At 64.0% G+C, this 17,904-nt stretch carries 1 protein-coding gene; it reads right to left on the bottom strand.

Going from position 1 to position 17,904, the window contains the following annotated elements:
* On the bottom strand, nt 1–17,860 hold a 17,860-nt coding region (locus WAW85_RS07795), incomplete at its 3' end, for an amino acid adenylation domain-containing protein (protein ID WP_422559055.1).
* Between the last annotated feature and the right edge of the window lie 44 nt (nt 17,861–17,904).

Here is a 17,904-nt window from a genome sequence, read left to right as displayed (position 1 = left end):
CCGCCACCGCCGACTCCAACCCCACCCCCGCCGCAATCAACACCCGCGCAAGAGCACTAACCCGCGCACCAAACTCCCCGTACGAAACCTCACGATCACCAAACACCAAAGCCGTCGCCACCGGCGTCCGCGAAACCTGAGCAGCTACCGCATCACTCACCGACACCACCGCTGGGAGCTGTTCCAACTCACCCCACTCCAGCACCGCCTCATCGGCTTCAGCCGCCGGCGATAGAAGGGCCACGTCCTGCACCTGAGTCTCGGGGTGCCACGCAAACGTTTCAATGATCCGCGTCAGCATCTGAGCGAAAGAAGCAACCTGTGCGTCGTCGAATGCGCTGGGCAGGTACTTGAGTGCGAACACCAAACCATCAGCCGTCGGTGCAGTGAAGAAGTTCAGTGGGTAGTGAGTTGCGTCAGCCACATCGACGCCCTCGACGACAAGGTCGGCACCCGAGGATTCTACCGCAGAACTCAGCGAATCAGTATTGACCGGGTACGACTCATGGATCGTCAGGGTGTCAAAGAGGTCACCGTGGCCCGAGTACGCCAGGATCTCCGGCATACCGAGGTGCTGGTAGTCGAGGAGCGCAACCTTCTGCGACTGGAGGCGACTGACCATGTCCGAGAGCGACCTCGACGCACTGACATCGACCACTACCGGCAGCGTGTTGATGAATAGACCCACCATCGACTCGACACCTTCGAGGTCGGCGGGCCGTCCTGACACGGTTTCGCCGAATACGACGCCTTCCTGTCCGGTGATCCGAGAAAGGAAGACCGCCCACGCCGCCTGCAACACTGTCGCTACCGTCGCACCGCTCTCGCGGGCGCGGGCCTCCAGCGCCGATGTGGTCGAAGCATCGAGGGTAGTGGTCAACTTGCGCGGCATCGCCTCTCGCGACGCCTGGGCGCCGGCGGCGATCAACGTCGGTCCATCAACCGCGTCCAGGGCCCTCGCCCATACCTCGAGCCCCTCAGCGACCGGGCGGGCGCTAAGCAACTGCAAGAAGTCGCGGAAGTCCTTGTCGCCGGCACCGACCTGCTCGGTGTACGACGAACCGGTGGCGTACTCGGCCAACAGGTCAGCGAGGACAAGTGGTCCAGACCATCCGTCGAACAGGATGTGGTGGTTGCTGATGACAACAGACACGCCATTTGGCCGTTGAACAACCACCAGACGCAAAAGCGGGGGCGCGGCGAGGTCGAACGGAAGGACCTTCTGCTCATCGACGATCCTGGCAAGGGCCGCCTCGGCGTCCTCAACCGATTCGGAGCGCAGATCCAGTACATCCCAAGGCACCGTCACTGACTCGGGGACGACGGTGACGACCGCACCCGAAGGCGCCTGCACAAAGGCCGATCGGAGCGTGCGGTGGTGGCCGGCCAGCCGCGCAACTGCCTCGTGCAGACGCGCCAGATCCGTATCTGCTCCCAAGTGCAGAACGGCCTGCGTCACGTACACGTCGACCCCCGAACCGCCCGCGAACTTCGCCTGGAAGTACAGCCCGCGTTGCAGGGGTGCCAGCGGCCAGAGTTCGGCATCCGGGTAGCGCTGAGCGAGAACATCCAGATCGTTCTGGGTGAGTCCGGTACCGGGGAGGTCGGCGGGCGAGAGCCCGGGATCTGCGGCGGTCACCTCGTCGACGACGGCGGCGAGTTCTTCGTGCCAGCGCCTGACGATTTCCGCGATCGAGTCTGCGGCCATCGCGTTCGGGTAGCGCCAGTCGCTGACGATCTCGGGGCCGTCGGCGCCGGGCGTCACGCTCACGTTGAGGGCGAGCACTCCCAGTTGCCGCATCTCTCCATCAGTAAACGCAGGGAGCGGCGTGCTTTCTGGGGCAGGCGCGAGACTGACCAGGTCAGCACCATGGTCCGGTGCAGTTCCTCTGCCTCCGAGGTAGTTGAAAGCGATCGACGGAAGGGGCCGTTGCTGAAGGCCAGTGCTGGAATCCTGCCGCAACAAGCCGAAGCCAAGGCCGTGCCGCGGCTGCCCTAGCCGTTCTTCCTTTGCCGCCTTGACCGCATGCACGATGTCATTCGCCGGATCGAGTGCGAGCGGCGCGATCGAGGTGAACCAGCCGACCGTTCTGTTCAGATCGGCGCTGCGCGGATCGCGTCCCTGATCGAGTATCTCGTCGTACCGTCCGTAGCTCTCGACGAGCACGGTGACCGGCGCATCGTCGACGATCCCCGAATCGCGCTGCCAGGAACGTATCGCGCGTGCCAGCGCGGCAAGTAAGACGTCCGTGACAGCGCCGTCGAAGGCATCGGGAACCCGGTTGAGCAGCTCCGCGGCCAGCGACGACTCGATCCGGTTCTGGACAACATGGGTATCGGCGAATCGCGGTTCACCAATGTGGGAGGTCGCCAACGGCGTCGGAGTCTGCGGCGATCGATCGAGCCAGTAGCCGAGTTCATCGCCAAACAGTTCGGCCCGGTCGACAAGGGCACCAAACCACGCCCGCTCGGAAGTTCCCTCCGGACGCAGCAGCACGGGCTGCCCAGTAAGTTGCTGCGCCCGCCCGGTGACGAGGTCTTCGATGATGATCGGCCACGACACCGCATCGACGCCGAGGTGGTGAATCGCCACCACCACTCGACCGGTGCCGTCGGCGCCGCGAACAAGTACGGCCTGCACCAGGGCCCCGCTCTGCGGATCCAATCGCGCCACCGCCTCTGCGTGCGCTGACCGCAGCGTGGTCTCGAACTGGTCACCCCCGGGTATTGCGTCGCTTCGGACTTCGGCGACAGCCCGCCGCGCAGCCACGTCGGTTCCGGCGGTCAGGATCCACTCGCCGTCGGACGGCACCAATCGCGCGGCAAGCATGGGGTGTGCGGCCACCAGCGCGTCGATCAGGATACTCAATTGTTCAGCGTCCAGTTCGCTGTCTGCGTAGAGCACTGCGGACTGGTTAAAGTCGGCGAACCCGGCGGGATTCCCCGCGGCGGCGTCTGTCATCCAGCGGACGAGCGGCGGTGTGGGCACGACTCCCTGCGGACCGCCCGCGGGCTCCTCCAGCATCGGGGATCGCTCGGCTCCCGACACGGCTGCCTGTGCCATCGCCCGGACAGTGCGGTGCTCGAAGATCTCACGCGGAGTGAGGATCAGTCCCGCAGCTTTCGCGGCCGACGCCAGCTGAATCGACATGATGGAATCGCCCCCGAGGGCGAAGAACGATTCTGTGACGCTCACCCGATCGCGGCCGAGCACGCCTGCCATCACTGCGGCCAGTACTTCTTCGTCAGGTGTTACGGGGGCGACGTATTCCTCCGGTGCCACGTCTTCTTCGACGGACGGCAGCTTGGCTCGGTCGAGCTTGCCGCCGGGAGTCAGCGGCAGCTCGTCGATAACGACGAGTTGGGCTGGCACCATATGTGCAGCCAATCGACTGGAGGCTGCGGTGAGGACGGCTTCGGTATCGACAGCGCCACTTGACGCCACTAGATAGCCGACCAGACGAGCGCTGCCAGACTCCGCTTTCACTCCCACGACGACGGCTTGGTCGACGCCGTCCTGGTCAGCCAATACGGACTCGATCTCCCCGAGTTCCACCCGCTGACCGTTAATCTTCACTTGATCGTCGGCTCGGCCGGCGAACTCAAGGTTGCCAGCGGAGTTGACTCGAACGATGTCTCCCGTCGCATACATCCGAGTGCCTGGCGCGGCGAACGGGTCTGCGACGAATACCGTCGATGTCAGACTCGGCTTGCCCAGGTATCCTCGCGCCACGCCTGCGGTCGACAGGTAGAGCTCACCGGCTACTCCCTGCGGCACCGGGTGCAGGCGCCCGTCGAGGACGTGGGCAGTGAAGCCGTCTATCGCCCGTCCGATCGTGACGGGCTTGCCCGGCAGCATCCGGGATTTCGTGGCCCACACGGTGGTTTCGGTGGGTCCGTAGAAGTTGAAGATCCGCCGTCCGCGCGCGGCCCATCGTTCCACCAGGTCCGGCGGACATGCTTCGCCACCGGTGACCAGGTTCCGAACGGTCTCACCGAATTCTGGATTCAACGAGGCCAGCACGGACGGCGTGATGATCATGTCGGTCACTTCGTGACGATCGAGCACCTCTCCGAGCGCGTCGCCGGCGTATTGCTCGGCCGAGGCGATGACGAGGGTGTGCCCCGCGGTGAAGGCCCACACCATCTCCAGGACCGATGCATCGAAGCTCGGGGAAGCGACATGGAGGATTCGCGTATCGGGGTCATCCTCACGCGATCCGGTCACACTTGCGAGACCGGCGGCGAAGTCGGCAATCCCGGCGTTGCTGACGCCGACGGCCTTCGGTCGCCCAGTCGAGCCGGACGTATAGATGAGATACGCGAGATTCGCCAGCCGCACCGTGCCGTTACGTTCACCGTCGAGGATGGGCCCTGCTGGGGCTCCTGCTTCCAGTTGCGCTACATCGAGCCAGTCGCATGAGTCTCCGAGAATGGCCGGGTCTGCGACAGTGGTGATGCCGACGCTGGCGGCGGAGTCTTCGAGCATGTACTCGATTCGGTCGATGGGGTATGCCGGGTCCACCGGGAGGTAGGCGGCACCCGATTTCACAACTCCCCACGTGGCGACGACCGAATCAATCGACCGGTCAGCCGCGATCGCGACGACGTCCTCTGGCTGGACTCCCCTGCGCAGCAGCGATCGGGCGACACGGTCTGTACGCTGCTCGAACTCCTCGTAGGTCAGCTCTTCGCCGTCGGCGATTAGCGCCAGGTGAGTCGGGTCGAGGTCGCGCTGACGCAGCAGATCGATCAACGTACCGGACTCCACCGATCCTCCGGTCGCGTGCACAGGCAATGCTCCTACCTTTACTCTCGCGGACCCACCCGACATCGGCTGGGACGCGTTCTCAACAATGACGATGTCGCCGATTGCTTGACTGGAGTCCGACACCATCGCGGCGAGGACTCGCTGCCAAACCTGGGCGAAGCGCTGCACAGCAGTCTCGTCGAACAGCGCAGTCGCGTAGAGGAACTCAGTGACCAACTCGTCGGCGTCATGGACGCTCACGGTGAGGTCGAATTTGGCTTCGACGGTTTCCAGGTCGATGGGTTCAACGATGGCACCCGAATCGGCCAGCGGGACCGGCCCCGCATCCAGGTTGCCTTCGGTGTGGGTAAGTGCAATCTGGAACAACGGCGCATGGGACGTCGACCGCTCCGGCGCGAGCTTCTCGACCAACCGTTCGAATTGAACGTCGGGTTGGGCGAATGCGTCTAAGTCGGTAGTTCTGACCACCGCAAGGAGCTCGGCGATGCTCATGTGCGAGTCGATCTGAGTCCTCAGCACGAGTGTGTTGACGAACATTCCGACCAAGCTCTCAAGTGCCGGATCAGTCCGCCCGGCGATGGGTACACCGATCACCACGTCGTTGGTCGAAGCAAGGCGCGCCACCGTCACCGCGAGCGCGGCATGGAAGACCATGAATGGGGTTACGCGATTGACTGTCGCCATGTACTTGAGGTCGCGCGCGACCTCCTCGGGCACCGGAACCCGGAGGCTCGCGCCAGCGGGGTCGAACATCGCTGGCCGCGGCCGGTCCATCGGGAGATCAGTAACCGTCGGCAGCCCATCGAGCTTCGCCAGCCACCATTCGAGCTGCCTGCCGAGACGGCTCTCTGGGTCTCGGGCATCACCCAGCTCGGTCTGCTGCCACAACGCGTAGTCCACGTACTGCACCGTCATCTCGGGCCACAGCGGCGGCGAGTCGGTGAGCGCAGCGGTATACGCGGCGAGGACATCGCGCAGGAACACCTGAGCCGATTGTCCGTCGAAGGCGATGTGGTGCGCCACAATCAGAACCTCGGTGGCGGGTTCGTCGCCGACGACGGTGCGGATTCTGACACGCACCGGAGTGCCGGAGGTGACATCAAACCCCTGCTGCGCCGCGTCGATGAACTCGCTGCGCCCGTCGACGACGCGCCAGTCCAGCAGGTTTGCCGAACGCTCGCTGGAGAGGACCAGTTGACGAGGTCCGTCGACGTCCGACGGGTAGATGGTGCGAAGAATCTCGTGTCGGTCGATCACATCGAGGACCGCTTGACGCAGCGCTGCACTGTCCAGCGATCCGCGGAATCGGACTCCCAACGGGATGTTGTACGCCGGCGAGCTCGTGTCGAACTGATTCAGGACCCACATTCGGCGCTGGGCATCCGACAGCGGAATCCGCGCCGGTCGCGTTTGCCGCGTAAGCGGCCGCAACGGCGCCGGCCTGCCGGCCACGCTTGCGATGAGCTCCCGAACCGAAGGACCGTCAAAAATGTCGCGGACCGTCACCTGCTTGTCCAGCGCTTCGGCAACCCGAGTCACCACACGCATCGCTGACAGCGAGTTGCCGCCGAGGTCGAAGAACGAGGCGTCAACAGAGACCCGTTCAACACCCAGAATCTCGGCGAAAACCCTGGCAACCTTCTCCTCGACCTCCCCTTCGGGAGCGATGTACTCGGCCGTGGAGTCACCGAGCACCGGCGCAGGCAACGCGCGCCGATCGAGTTTCCCGTTCCCCGTCAACGGCAACCGATCGACCACCATCACCACATCAGGAACCATGTACCGCGGCACCCTGGCACCCGCCGACTCCCGCACTACCGCACCATCGAGACCCACACCCTCATCGGCCACGACATAACCGACCAACAAATCCCCACGATGCACGTCGGTGACGATCGCCGCCGCAGCACCGCTCACCCCACCCACACTCAACAGTGCCGCTTCAACCTCGCCGTACTCGATCCGGAAACCACGCAACTGCACCTGACCATCAGCCCGACCCAGATACTCGATATCCCCGCCCACCCACCGAGCCAGATCACCCGTGCGATACAGACGCGAACGCGAACCATCAGCAACGAACGGATCAGCCACAAACCGTGTCGCGGTCAAACCACGCCGATCCAAATACCCCTGCGCCAACTGCCCGCCAGCCACATACATCTCACCCGGCACACCCTCAGCCACCGGATGCAGACGGTCATCAAGAATATGGATCGCCAACGACGACAACGGCCGACCGATCAACGACCGATCAACCACCGACACCACATCCCGATCGAGCGGCCGGAAACTCACATGCACCGTCGTCTCAGTGATCCCATACATATTGACCAACTGCGCGCCATCATCAGGGTTTTCCGCGAACCACCGCCGCACCTGATCGAAACCCAACTCTTCGCCACCGAACACCAGATACCGCAACGACAAATCCAGCTCACAGCGCCGACGCGCATCGATCAACTGATAGAACGCCGACGGCGTCAACGACAACACCGTCACCTTCTCCGCCGCGAGTACCCCAACAAAACTCTCAATATCGCGCGCCAAATCACGATCAACGATCACCACCCGAGCCCCCGACAACAACGGGCCCCACAACTCCCACACCGAGAAATCGAACGCATACGAATGGAACAACGTCCACACATCATCGGACCGGAAATCGAAATCCTCACCACAAGCAGCCATCAACGCCGCCACATCAGCGTGAGTAACCTCCACTCCCTTCGGCAAACCCGTCGACCCCGACGTATAAATCACATACGCCCGCGACGCCGGCGGCACCCCCACCACCGAGAAACCGTCAACCAGATCAACGTTCTCGGCGATCACCGCATCCACGTCCACAACACGCACACTCGCATCGATCACCGCCCACAACTCATGCCCAGCCACCGACGCATCGGTCAACACCACCCGTGCACCCGCATCACCGACGATGAACGCCAACCGATCCACCGGATTAGACACATCCAATGGCAAATACGCCGCACCCGCCTTCAACACACCCAAAATCGACGACACCACATCCACCGAGCGCGCAGTCGCCAACCCCACCAAATCCCCCGGCCGCACCCCCGCAGCCACCAAACCAGCCGCCACCGCAGACGACCGAACATCCAACTCCGCATACGACAACGACCGACCCAACGCCGACACCGCCACCGCCCCGCCAGAAGCAGCCACCGACCCAGCAAACAACTCAGGCAACGACCAACCCGCCGACCCCGGCACCACGGGCATCGGCAACAACGCCAACCGCTCACGCTCACCCACAGTCAGCACATCCACATCACCGATCACCGAACCCACATCGCTCGTCAGCACCTCAAACAGAGCAACCAGACGCCCAGCGAACACCGCCATCGACGCTTCATCAAACAAATCCGTGGCATACAGCAGACTCGACGACCATCCCTGACCAGGCACCATCGCCACATTCACCGACAAGTCATACTGCGCCGGGACCTCCGGCGCAGCCACCGGCTCCACCCGCAGATCACCCACCTCCACCACCGGAGCATCCACCGAACCCTGCGTCACCGCCAACATCACCTGCGCCAGCGGACCAAACGCCTCCGAACGCACCGGATCAACCGCCTCAACCACCGTCTCAAACGGCGCATCCGCATGCGCAAACGCATCCAAATCCACCCGCCTGACCTGATCGAGAAGCTCAGCAAACGACATCCCCGAGGACACCTGCGTCCGCAACACCAACGTGTTCACAAACATGCCCACCAACGGATCCAACACCGCCTGACCACGCCCCGCAATCGGCGTCGCCACCAACACATCCTGCGTCGACGACAACCGCGCCAACAACACCGCCAACCCCGCATGCACCACCATGAACGGCGTCACCCCATGCGCCCGCGCCACCTCCTCAACCCGAACACCCAACTCAGCCGAAATCTCAAAATCACACCGCGCACCCCGATGCGAAGCCCGCACCGGACGCGGCCGATCAGCCGGCAACTCCAACACCTCCGGCGCACCAGCAAGCTGACCCCGCCAGAACTCAAGCTGCCGACCCACCACCGACACCACATCCGACGGCGACCCCAACACCTCATGCTGCCAAACCGCAAAATCAGCAAACTGCACCACCAACGGCACAAACACCGGCGCACTACCGGCCACCCGCGCCGCATACGCCGTCACCAAATCCGCCACCAACGGCCGCATCGACTCACCATCAGCCGCAATATGATGCGCCACCACACCCAACACAAACTCACCACCACCCACCGGCCACAACCGCACCCGCACCGGCTGATCCACCGTCACATCAAAACCAGCAACAACCCCAGCCTCAAACCCCACCCGCGAATCAACCACCACCCAATCCACAAGCACGCCCACCTCCGCAACCGGAGCCACTACCTGGAACGGCACACCATCAACAGCCGGAAACACCGTCCGCAACACCTCATGCCGCACCACAACATCAACCACCGCCAACCGCAAAGCCTCCACATCAAGATCCCCAGACAACCGCATCACCACAGGAATGTTGTACGTCGCATCCCCAGGAGCAAACTGATTGATAAACCACATCCGCTGCTGCGCAAACGACAACGGAACCCGGTCAGGACGCGGATCAGCAGCAACAATCGGCGCCAACGCTGGCGCCCGGTCCACCGACAAATCCACCAGTGCGCGCACCGTAGGGGCAGCGAATAAATCCCTAACCGACAGGTCAACACCCAATGCTTGCCCAGCGCGGGATATCACCCGCATCGCTGACAGCGAGTTACCACCGAGGTCGAAGAACGACTCAGTCACCGAAACACGTTCCACACCGAGGATCTCAGCGAATACTGCCGCAACGGCGCCTTCTGCGGCACTTGCCGGCGCAACGTACTCGGCCTCGGTATCGCCGAAGATCGGTGTCGGCAACGCTCGACGGTCGATCTTGCCGGCATTGTTCAGAGCGATCCGTGTAACCAGCATCCATACCGTCGGCACCATGTACCCGGGCAACTCCGCCGCCGCCGTAGTCTTCACTGCCTCGAGGTCAACCGTGTCCGGGGCCACGTACCCGACCAGATGCTCGCTTCCACCAGGGCCTTCAGCGATCGCAGCAGCCGCGTGCACCACCCCACCAACGGAAGCCAGCACTGCCTCGATCTCGCCGAGCTCGATCCGCTGACCCCGCAGCTTCACCTGGAAGTCCGTACGACCCAGATACTCCAGCTCCCCCCGAGCGTTCCAGCGCACCAAATCCCCAGTACGGTACAAGCGGGTGCCAGCCTCCCCAAAAGGATCAGCCACAAAACGGTCCGCGGTCATGTCCGCGCGCGCCGCGTAGCCTCGGGCCAACTGCACCCCACCTAGATACAGCTCACCGGCCACCCCAGCCGGCACCGGATGCAATCGCGAATCCAGAACAAGAGCGCTGGTGTTGGGCATCGGCGCACCGATCGGCACCACCGCCAACTCGCCTCCGAGTTCAGCTGACTCGGTATAGACCGCCGCCTCGGTCGGACCAAACAAGTTCGTCACCGACACCCCAGGCGCCCGCCGCATGAGGTGTGCGTAGACGGCTGGCGACAAGGCCTCACCACCACAGAACACCCGCTCCACACTGCCGAAGGCGTCAGCCCCCGGCACCGCGTCTAAGAACACCGACAACAATGACGGAACAAACTGCACCACCGTCGTCTCAGTCTCGGCCATCAAGCGAGCGAGATAAGAAGGATTGCGGTGGCCATCCGGTTCGGCGATCACCATCGTCTGCCCAAACGAGACCGGCCAGAACAACTCCAATACCGAGGCATCGAAGGTGTACGGGGTCTTGAACAACAACCGCTGGCCGGGCTCCTGCACGTTCAGTCTGTTGAACCACCGGAGGAAGTTTCCGACCGCCCGATGGGAGATCGTCACTCCCTTCGGCCGACCCGTCGAACCCGACGTGAACAACGTGTACGCAGCGTTATCGACTCGTAGCGGCCTCAGGCGGTCGCTGTCGGAGACGGGATCAACAGCTAACGGCACCGTGCCCGAGCAGTCCACCGCCAGGAACGCAAGCCGATCGCCTCGATCGACGAGGGCCGCAGGCGCTTCCTTCCCTGCCGCCACAAGAACTGTTTGCACCCCCGCGGTGCCGATCATGTAGGTAGCGCGCTCGGCTGGAGCGTCTATGTCGATCGGTACGTACTGGCCGCCTGCAGCGATGATCGCGTTGATCGCGACGAGCAGTTCGATCGAACGATCCATACACACGCCAACCGGAGTATCCGGGCCCACGCCCGCAGCGATCAGCTCGCGAGCGAGGGAGTTGACCCGTGCGGCGAACTCGCCATACGGCACCGGCCGCCCGGCGAAGACCAATGCAGTCCGCTCAGGATGCCGTGCCGCTTGTTCGGCGAACAGGTCCGCCAGGGTCCGGGGTTCGGCTAAGTCCGCGGGACCGCGTGAACGAGACAAGCAGTCGACCACGTCGCCCGCGGCCAGCAGCGACACGTCCCCGACTGCCAAGTCCGGAGCTGAAGTCAGTGCATCCAGGAGCCACACGAAACGATCCGCCATCGCCTCGATGGTCGACGCGTCGAATAGGTCAGTGGCGAAGATCGCCTCGCCCGACCACTCGTCCCCCGGCTCCCCCGTCAGTACGCCCCACAGCAGATCCATCTGCGCGGGCACCGAGAGATCCTCGATCGGCGCAAACGTCACGCCCGCCACTTCGACTTCGGCGCCCGCGAGCGATGCCCCCGGATCCACCGAGAGCATTACCTGCACCACAGGCGAGAACGCCTCCGAGCGCACCGGGTTCAGAGCTTCCACCAGCGTCTCGAACGGCACCTCGGCATTGCCGAATGCTTCCAGGTCGGCTTCACGAACCTGCGCCAGCAGATCCTCGAAGGCGGTGCCCAGATTCACCTGAGTCCGCAGCACCAGCGTGTTGACAAACATGCCGACGAGCCGATCGGTCCCCACCTGATTCCGGTTTGCAATCGGCGTGCCGAACACGACGTCGTCAGTCGCCGCGAGGCGGGCGAGAAGAACCGCGAAAGCGGCGTGCAGCACCATGAACGGAGTCACTCCGCGCGCTCGAGCGACCTCGGAAATCCGCTGAGTGACGCTACCCGGGATCTGGTACCTCAACCGATCACCGTTATGGGTGGCGACGTTCGGTCGCTCCCGGTCGGTGGGCAGCGCAAGCAGATCGGGGGCACCGGCAAGCCGCTCCCGCCAGAACGCGAGTTCGCGGCCCAAGATCGAGTCAGGATCGTCGGGCGATCCAAGCACCTCGTGTTGCCAAATCGCGTAGTCGGCGAACTGCAGAGTCCCCGGCGCAAACTCTGGGGCTGCACCCGATGTCCGTGCCGAATACGCGGTAACCAGATCCGCAGCCAACGGCCCGAGCGACTCACCATCGGCGGCCAAGTGATGAACCACCACTGCCAGTACGAACTCTTGCTCACCGATCCGGGCCAGCCTGACGCGCAGCGGCCACCGCTCGGCGACATCGAATCCCGTCAGTACCGCAGTCTCGACCTCGACGATCGAATCGACCTCGTCCCAGTCGAGCCGATTCTCAACCTCTGCAGTGGGCCACACCCGCTGGTAGGCCACACCGTCGTCGGAGGGGAACGTTGTCCGGAGGATCTCGTGGCGTGTGACGACATCTCCCACCGCGCTTCTGAGCGCAGCGGCATCCACCGGACCGGCGATACGCAACACCAGCGGGATGTTGTAGGCGGGCGACTCGGGATCGAAGCGGTTGATGAACCACATCCGCTGCTGCGCGAACGACAGCGGAATACGCTCTGGGCGGGGATCTGTCACCGTGATCGGTGCAAGCACTCGATCGGTGCTCGCCGCGCGCACAACCAGTTCACGCACAGTCGGAGCATCGAAGACATCTCGCACCGAGAAATCAACTCCCAGCACGGCGCCAGCTCGCGAGGCCAACCGCATCGCCGACAAGGAGGTACCACCCGCGTCAAAGAACGACTCGGTCACACTGACCCGATCTCGGCCGAGGAGTTCGGCGTACACGTCGGCGACCGACTGTTCGGCCTCACCTTCTGGTGCGACAAACTCCGCAGCGGGCGCCGTGAAATCCGGAGCAGGCAGCGCGCGACGATCCAATTTGCCCGCTGAATTCAGTACGACGTCGTCGAGCACCGCCCACACCGACGGCACCATATAGCCGGGCAACGACTGCCGTGCGTGCGCCTGAACTGCTTCTAGATTTACCGACGCGGGCGATAGGTAACCGACCAAGAACTCCCCGCCGGCAGCTGCGGTCGCGACCGTCGCCGCGGCGTGCACCACGCCCGGCCCTCCGGCGAGCACAGACTCGATCTCACCGAGTTCAATGCGTTGGCCTCGCAGCTTCACTTGGAAGTCCGTGCGGCCGAGGTACTCGATGTTCCCGCCTTCCCGGCGGCGCACTCGATCGCCCGTGCGGTACATCCTGGCCCCGGCTGCCCCGTTCGGATCGGCGACGAATCGCTCCGCGGTCAGTCCGGGCTGTGCCGAGTATCCGCGCGCGATCTGCACACCACCGAGGTACAGCTCACCCGGCACACCGTCCGGCACCGGACGCAGCCGACCATCGAGCACCTGCATCGCCGTATTCCAGACCGGAGTGCCGATAGTGACCAGCGCGGGGGCGTCGGAGACATCCGCCCAGCCGACCTCGACAGCCGCCTCAGTGGGCCCGAACAGGTTGTGGATCTCCACGGACGGCCAGATCCGATGCGCATGTGCCACCGTCGCCGGCGGCAGGGCCTCGCCGGAGGCGAACAGCCACTTCAACGAGGTGATTCGGGTGAGCCGGTCCGCGTCAACCACGTCGAGGAACACCGCAAGCATGGACGGCACAAAATGCACCGATGTCGCTTGGGACTGGTCGATCAGGTCCGCGATGTAGCTGGGGTCGCGGTGCCCGTCAGGAGCAGCTACGACTACTGTTGCGCCGGCCATGAGCGGCGCAAAGATCTCCGGCACCGACACGTCGAACGTGTACGGAGTCTTCTGGACGATCCGGTCACCGGCAGACCACCCGAACACATCCAGGCCCCACCACAACCTGTTGAGGATGGAGCGGTGCGAGACCGTCACCCCCTTCGGCAGGCCAGTCGACCCGGAGGTGAACAGCGTGTACGCGGCGTCGTCCGCGTGAATCGGCCGGAGCCGGTCGGCGTCGGACAACGGCCCCACCTCGACCGGAACCGGGACCGAGCAGTCGATCTCGACTACACGCAGTCCGTCTGCAGCAGCGATGACGTCCGGTACCGATCCCTGCTGCACCAGGACGAGCGCCATTCTCGAAAGGAACCGCATGTGCCCGAGTCGGTCAGCGGGCACCTCGACGTCGACCGGGACGTATTGGCCACCGGCAACGATCACCGCATGGACCGCCACCATCATCTCGACTGATCGGTCCATGCAGACGCCGACGGCAACCTCCGGTCCAACGCCGTCGACGAGCAACTCCCGCGCGAGCAGATTCACTCGCGCGCCGAATTCTGAATAGCCGACATCTCGGCCCTCGAAACGAACCGCGATCGCATCCGGTGTTGCCGCGATCTGCGACGCGACGGCGTCGCCAATCGACGTCGCAGGCGGGACGTCGACGATTGGGCCCCGCCCTTCGGCGAGCACGCGAGAAGCCTCATCGGGACCCACAAGGGCAGCGTCGCCGAGCGCCTGATCGGGATTTGCTGTCAGCGCGTCGAGCAGCGCCACGAAGCGGGCCGCCAACGCGGCGGTCCGCTCTTCATCGAATAGATCAGTCGCATAGACGAGCGAACCCGCCCAGTCCTGACCGTCCGCCGCCGAAGCGATCGTCACCGTGAGATCTAGCTGAGCAGGCACCACCGGCGGTGCCACGGGCTCAAATGTCAGACCGGCAACCTCCACCGGCGCATTCGCGGCCGATGACGCCGGATCGAACGACAACATAATCTGCGCGAGCGGCGAGAACCCCTCGCTGCGCACCGGATTGAGCACCTCGACCAGCGATTCGAATGGCACATCCGAGTTTGCGAACGCATCGAGGTCGGTGTTGCGGACCTGAGTGAGAAGGTCGGCGAATCGCGCCCTCGGATCGATCTCAGCACGCAGGATTAGGGTATTGACGAACATGCCGACCAGTGGTTCGACTGCCGCCTGACCACGACCGGCTATCGGCGTGGCGATGGCGATGTCTTCGGTGGCAGTCATCCGCGCAAGCAGGACGGCCAGCGCTGCATGAACCACCATGAACGGTGTCGCCTCAAACTGGCGGGCGACCTCCGCCACTCGGGTCGCCACGTCCGCCGAGATCAGGAAGTCGACTTGCGCACCACGATTGGAGGCGACGGCTGGTCGCACACGGTCCACCGGTAATTCGAGAACATCCGGTAGTCCGGCCAGCTTCTGGCGCCAGTAGCCGAGCTGCCGCCCCAGGACGGATTCGGCGTCGTCCGCCGATCCGAACGCCTCTCGCTGCCAGAGGGCGTAGTCGGCGAACTGAACGTCGAACGGCGCGAATCGCGGTGCGACACCTGAGACGCGGGCGGAATAGGCGGTGACCAGATCCGTCACGAGCGGCAGCATCGACTCACCATCGGCGGCGATGTGGTGCGCAATAAGCGCGACAAGGTGCTCTCCGGGCTTGCTCGGCCAAGCCACTACCCGGAGCGGCCACTGCTGAGTGACATCGAAACCAGTGGAAGCACCGGCGACGAACTCGGCTTCATCCGCCGCCACCCGCCAGTCGAGCTGCTCGGCAACCCTGGAAGCCGAGGCGATGAACTGAACCGGTTGCCCGTCGTGTTCGGGGAACGTTGTCCGAAGAACCTCGTGACGGACGACGACATCCTCGACCGCGCTACGTAACGCCGACAAGTCCAAGTCGCCGGTCACCCGCAGAACAGCCGGGATGTTGTATGTCGGCGCGTCCGGTTCAAATCGATTGATGAACCAGATCCGCTCCTGAGCGAGCGAGAGGGGCAGCCGATCGGGGCGCTCATTCGGCGCACTCAGGGGCGGCAGAGCGTCGCCCATGTCCGCGACCTTCGACGCGAGGCCTCGCACGGTCGGTTCGGCGAAGATATCGCGCATATTCACATCGACCCCGAGCACCTCGCATGCCCGACCGACGATCCGCGCCGCCAGCAGCGAGTTGCCGCCGAGATCAAAGATCGACTCGGTGACACTGACTCGATCCAGCCCGAGGACGTCTCCGACAATCTCTGCCAACTGTTGTTCGACGTCGTTCCCCGGAGCGATGTACTCACCACTCCGCGCGATGATCGGATCCGGAAGTGCTTTCCGATCGAGCTTGCCGTTGACGTTGAGCGGCAGCTGGTCGAGCACCATCACGATGTCGGGGATCATGTAATCAGGAACCTTGGTTCCGGCAATCCGTCGCACACCGTCGACGTCCAGCGGACTTCCGTCTTTGGCCGCACCGACGATGTAGCCCACCAGCTGGTCCGGGTAGCCTTCCCGGATCTTGACGGTCGCCGCGGCAGCGTTGACGCCTACTGCCGCAAGCAGTCCGGCCTCCACCTCACCCAACTCGATGCGGTAGCCGCGAACTTTCACTTGGCCGTCGGCTCGGCCGAGGAACTCGAAACCGCCGTTGCGGACGATGGCGACGTCACCTGACTGGTACATCCGTCTTCCCGGCGCACCAAACGGATCGGCGACAAAGCGCGTGGCATTGAGTTCAAAACGTCCCGCGTAGCCGCGCGCCAATTGTTCGCCGGCAAGGTAGAGGTCCCCGGGAACGCCTTCGGGCACGCGGTTCAGCCGCGAGTCGAGCACGTACATCGCCGACCCAGGCAGCGCCGTGCCAACGTCGCTCGCATCGGTCGCCTCGACGAAGGCCGGAGTCAAGATTCGGCGCGTCATGTAGACGGTCGCTTCGGTCGGGCCATACATGTTGTTGAGCTGAGGCCCATCGTTGCCGTCATACCGCCGACGATCAGCGAACCAGCGACGAACCTGAACGAAGTCAAGGGCCTCGCCGACGAAGATCATCGATCGCACCGACGGGGACAGTCGCCCGGGATTGGGCTCGCGAACTGCCCCGGCCAACTGGTAAAACGCGGAAGGTGTCAGGTTCACTACTGAAACCTGTTCGCGCTCAAGAACTTTCACGAACTCGTTCGGGCTGCGGGTAGTGAGGTAGTCAAGCACCACCAAACGCCCACCAAACGCCAACGCCACCCAAATCTCACCGACAGAGACGTCGAACGCATACGACTGGAACATGGTCCAGACGTCGTCAGCGCGGTAGTCGTACTGATCCCCCATGGCACGCAACAGAGCCACGACATCCGCGTGAGTCACGACGACGCCCTTGGGCTTGCCCGTCGATCCCGAGGTGTACATCACATAAGCGGGATGCTCGGTGTTCACCACCTCAGGCAATCGAGCGATGAGCTCCGGAGTCGCCACCGCCACGAGACCGGCGACCGTCGACATCGGCGCCCCTAGTCCAGCCCAAGTTTCGAGCATCTCCGAATCAGTGACGACGACAGCCGGGACGGCATCGTCGACTATCGTTCGCAGCCGGTCGATCGGGTGCGAACGATCCAGCGGAAGATACGCGGCACCAGTCTTGACAACGGCGAGGAGGGTCACGATCAAGTCGTTGTCCCGTTCCAGGCCAACTCCTATGAGACGCTCTGGGCCTGCTCCGGCGGCCAGCAGACCCCCGGCTAGTTCGTCCGACCGCTCGTCGAGTTCCCGATAGGTCAGCGACCCGCCCCGCAGATCCGTCAGCGCGATGCGGTCTGGCGCCTTTTCGGCAACCACTGCGAGAATTCCAGGAAGGGACTGCAGGTCCCGGGCGCCGATCGTCTCGACTGCCGCCTGACGAAGAAGCGCCACCGCTGCCCGGAGATTCTCTGCGAGTTTGGCCGGATCACCGGCCGCCGCAACCGCGACACCGGGGGTCAGTGCAGCGTTAACCGCGACGTCGGCATCGATGCCTTGCGCCGCAAGCGCGACAGCGGTAGCCGAAACCTGGACGTGCAATCCGGCGAACGTCACCGGGCCCGTCGGCCCAGTGAACGCGACGGAATCGGGCCGGAGGTGGGCAGCGTAGGCGATCAACTCAACTGTCGAGGCCACCCCCCACGTGCTCGAAAAATCAGGCGTTCCAGAGGAAATACCAC

Source organism: Gordonia sp. (in: high G+C Gram-positive bacteria) (assembly GCF_049299075.1).
Taxonomy (GTDB): domain Bacteria; phylum Actinomycetota; class Actinomycetes; order Mycobacteriales; family Mycobacteriaceae; genus Gordonia.
The sequence above is the reverse complement of the archived record's forward strand: the minus strand, read 5'-3'. Positions and strand labels throughout refer to the sequence as shown.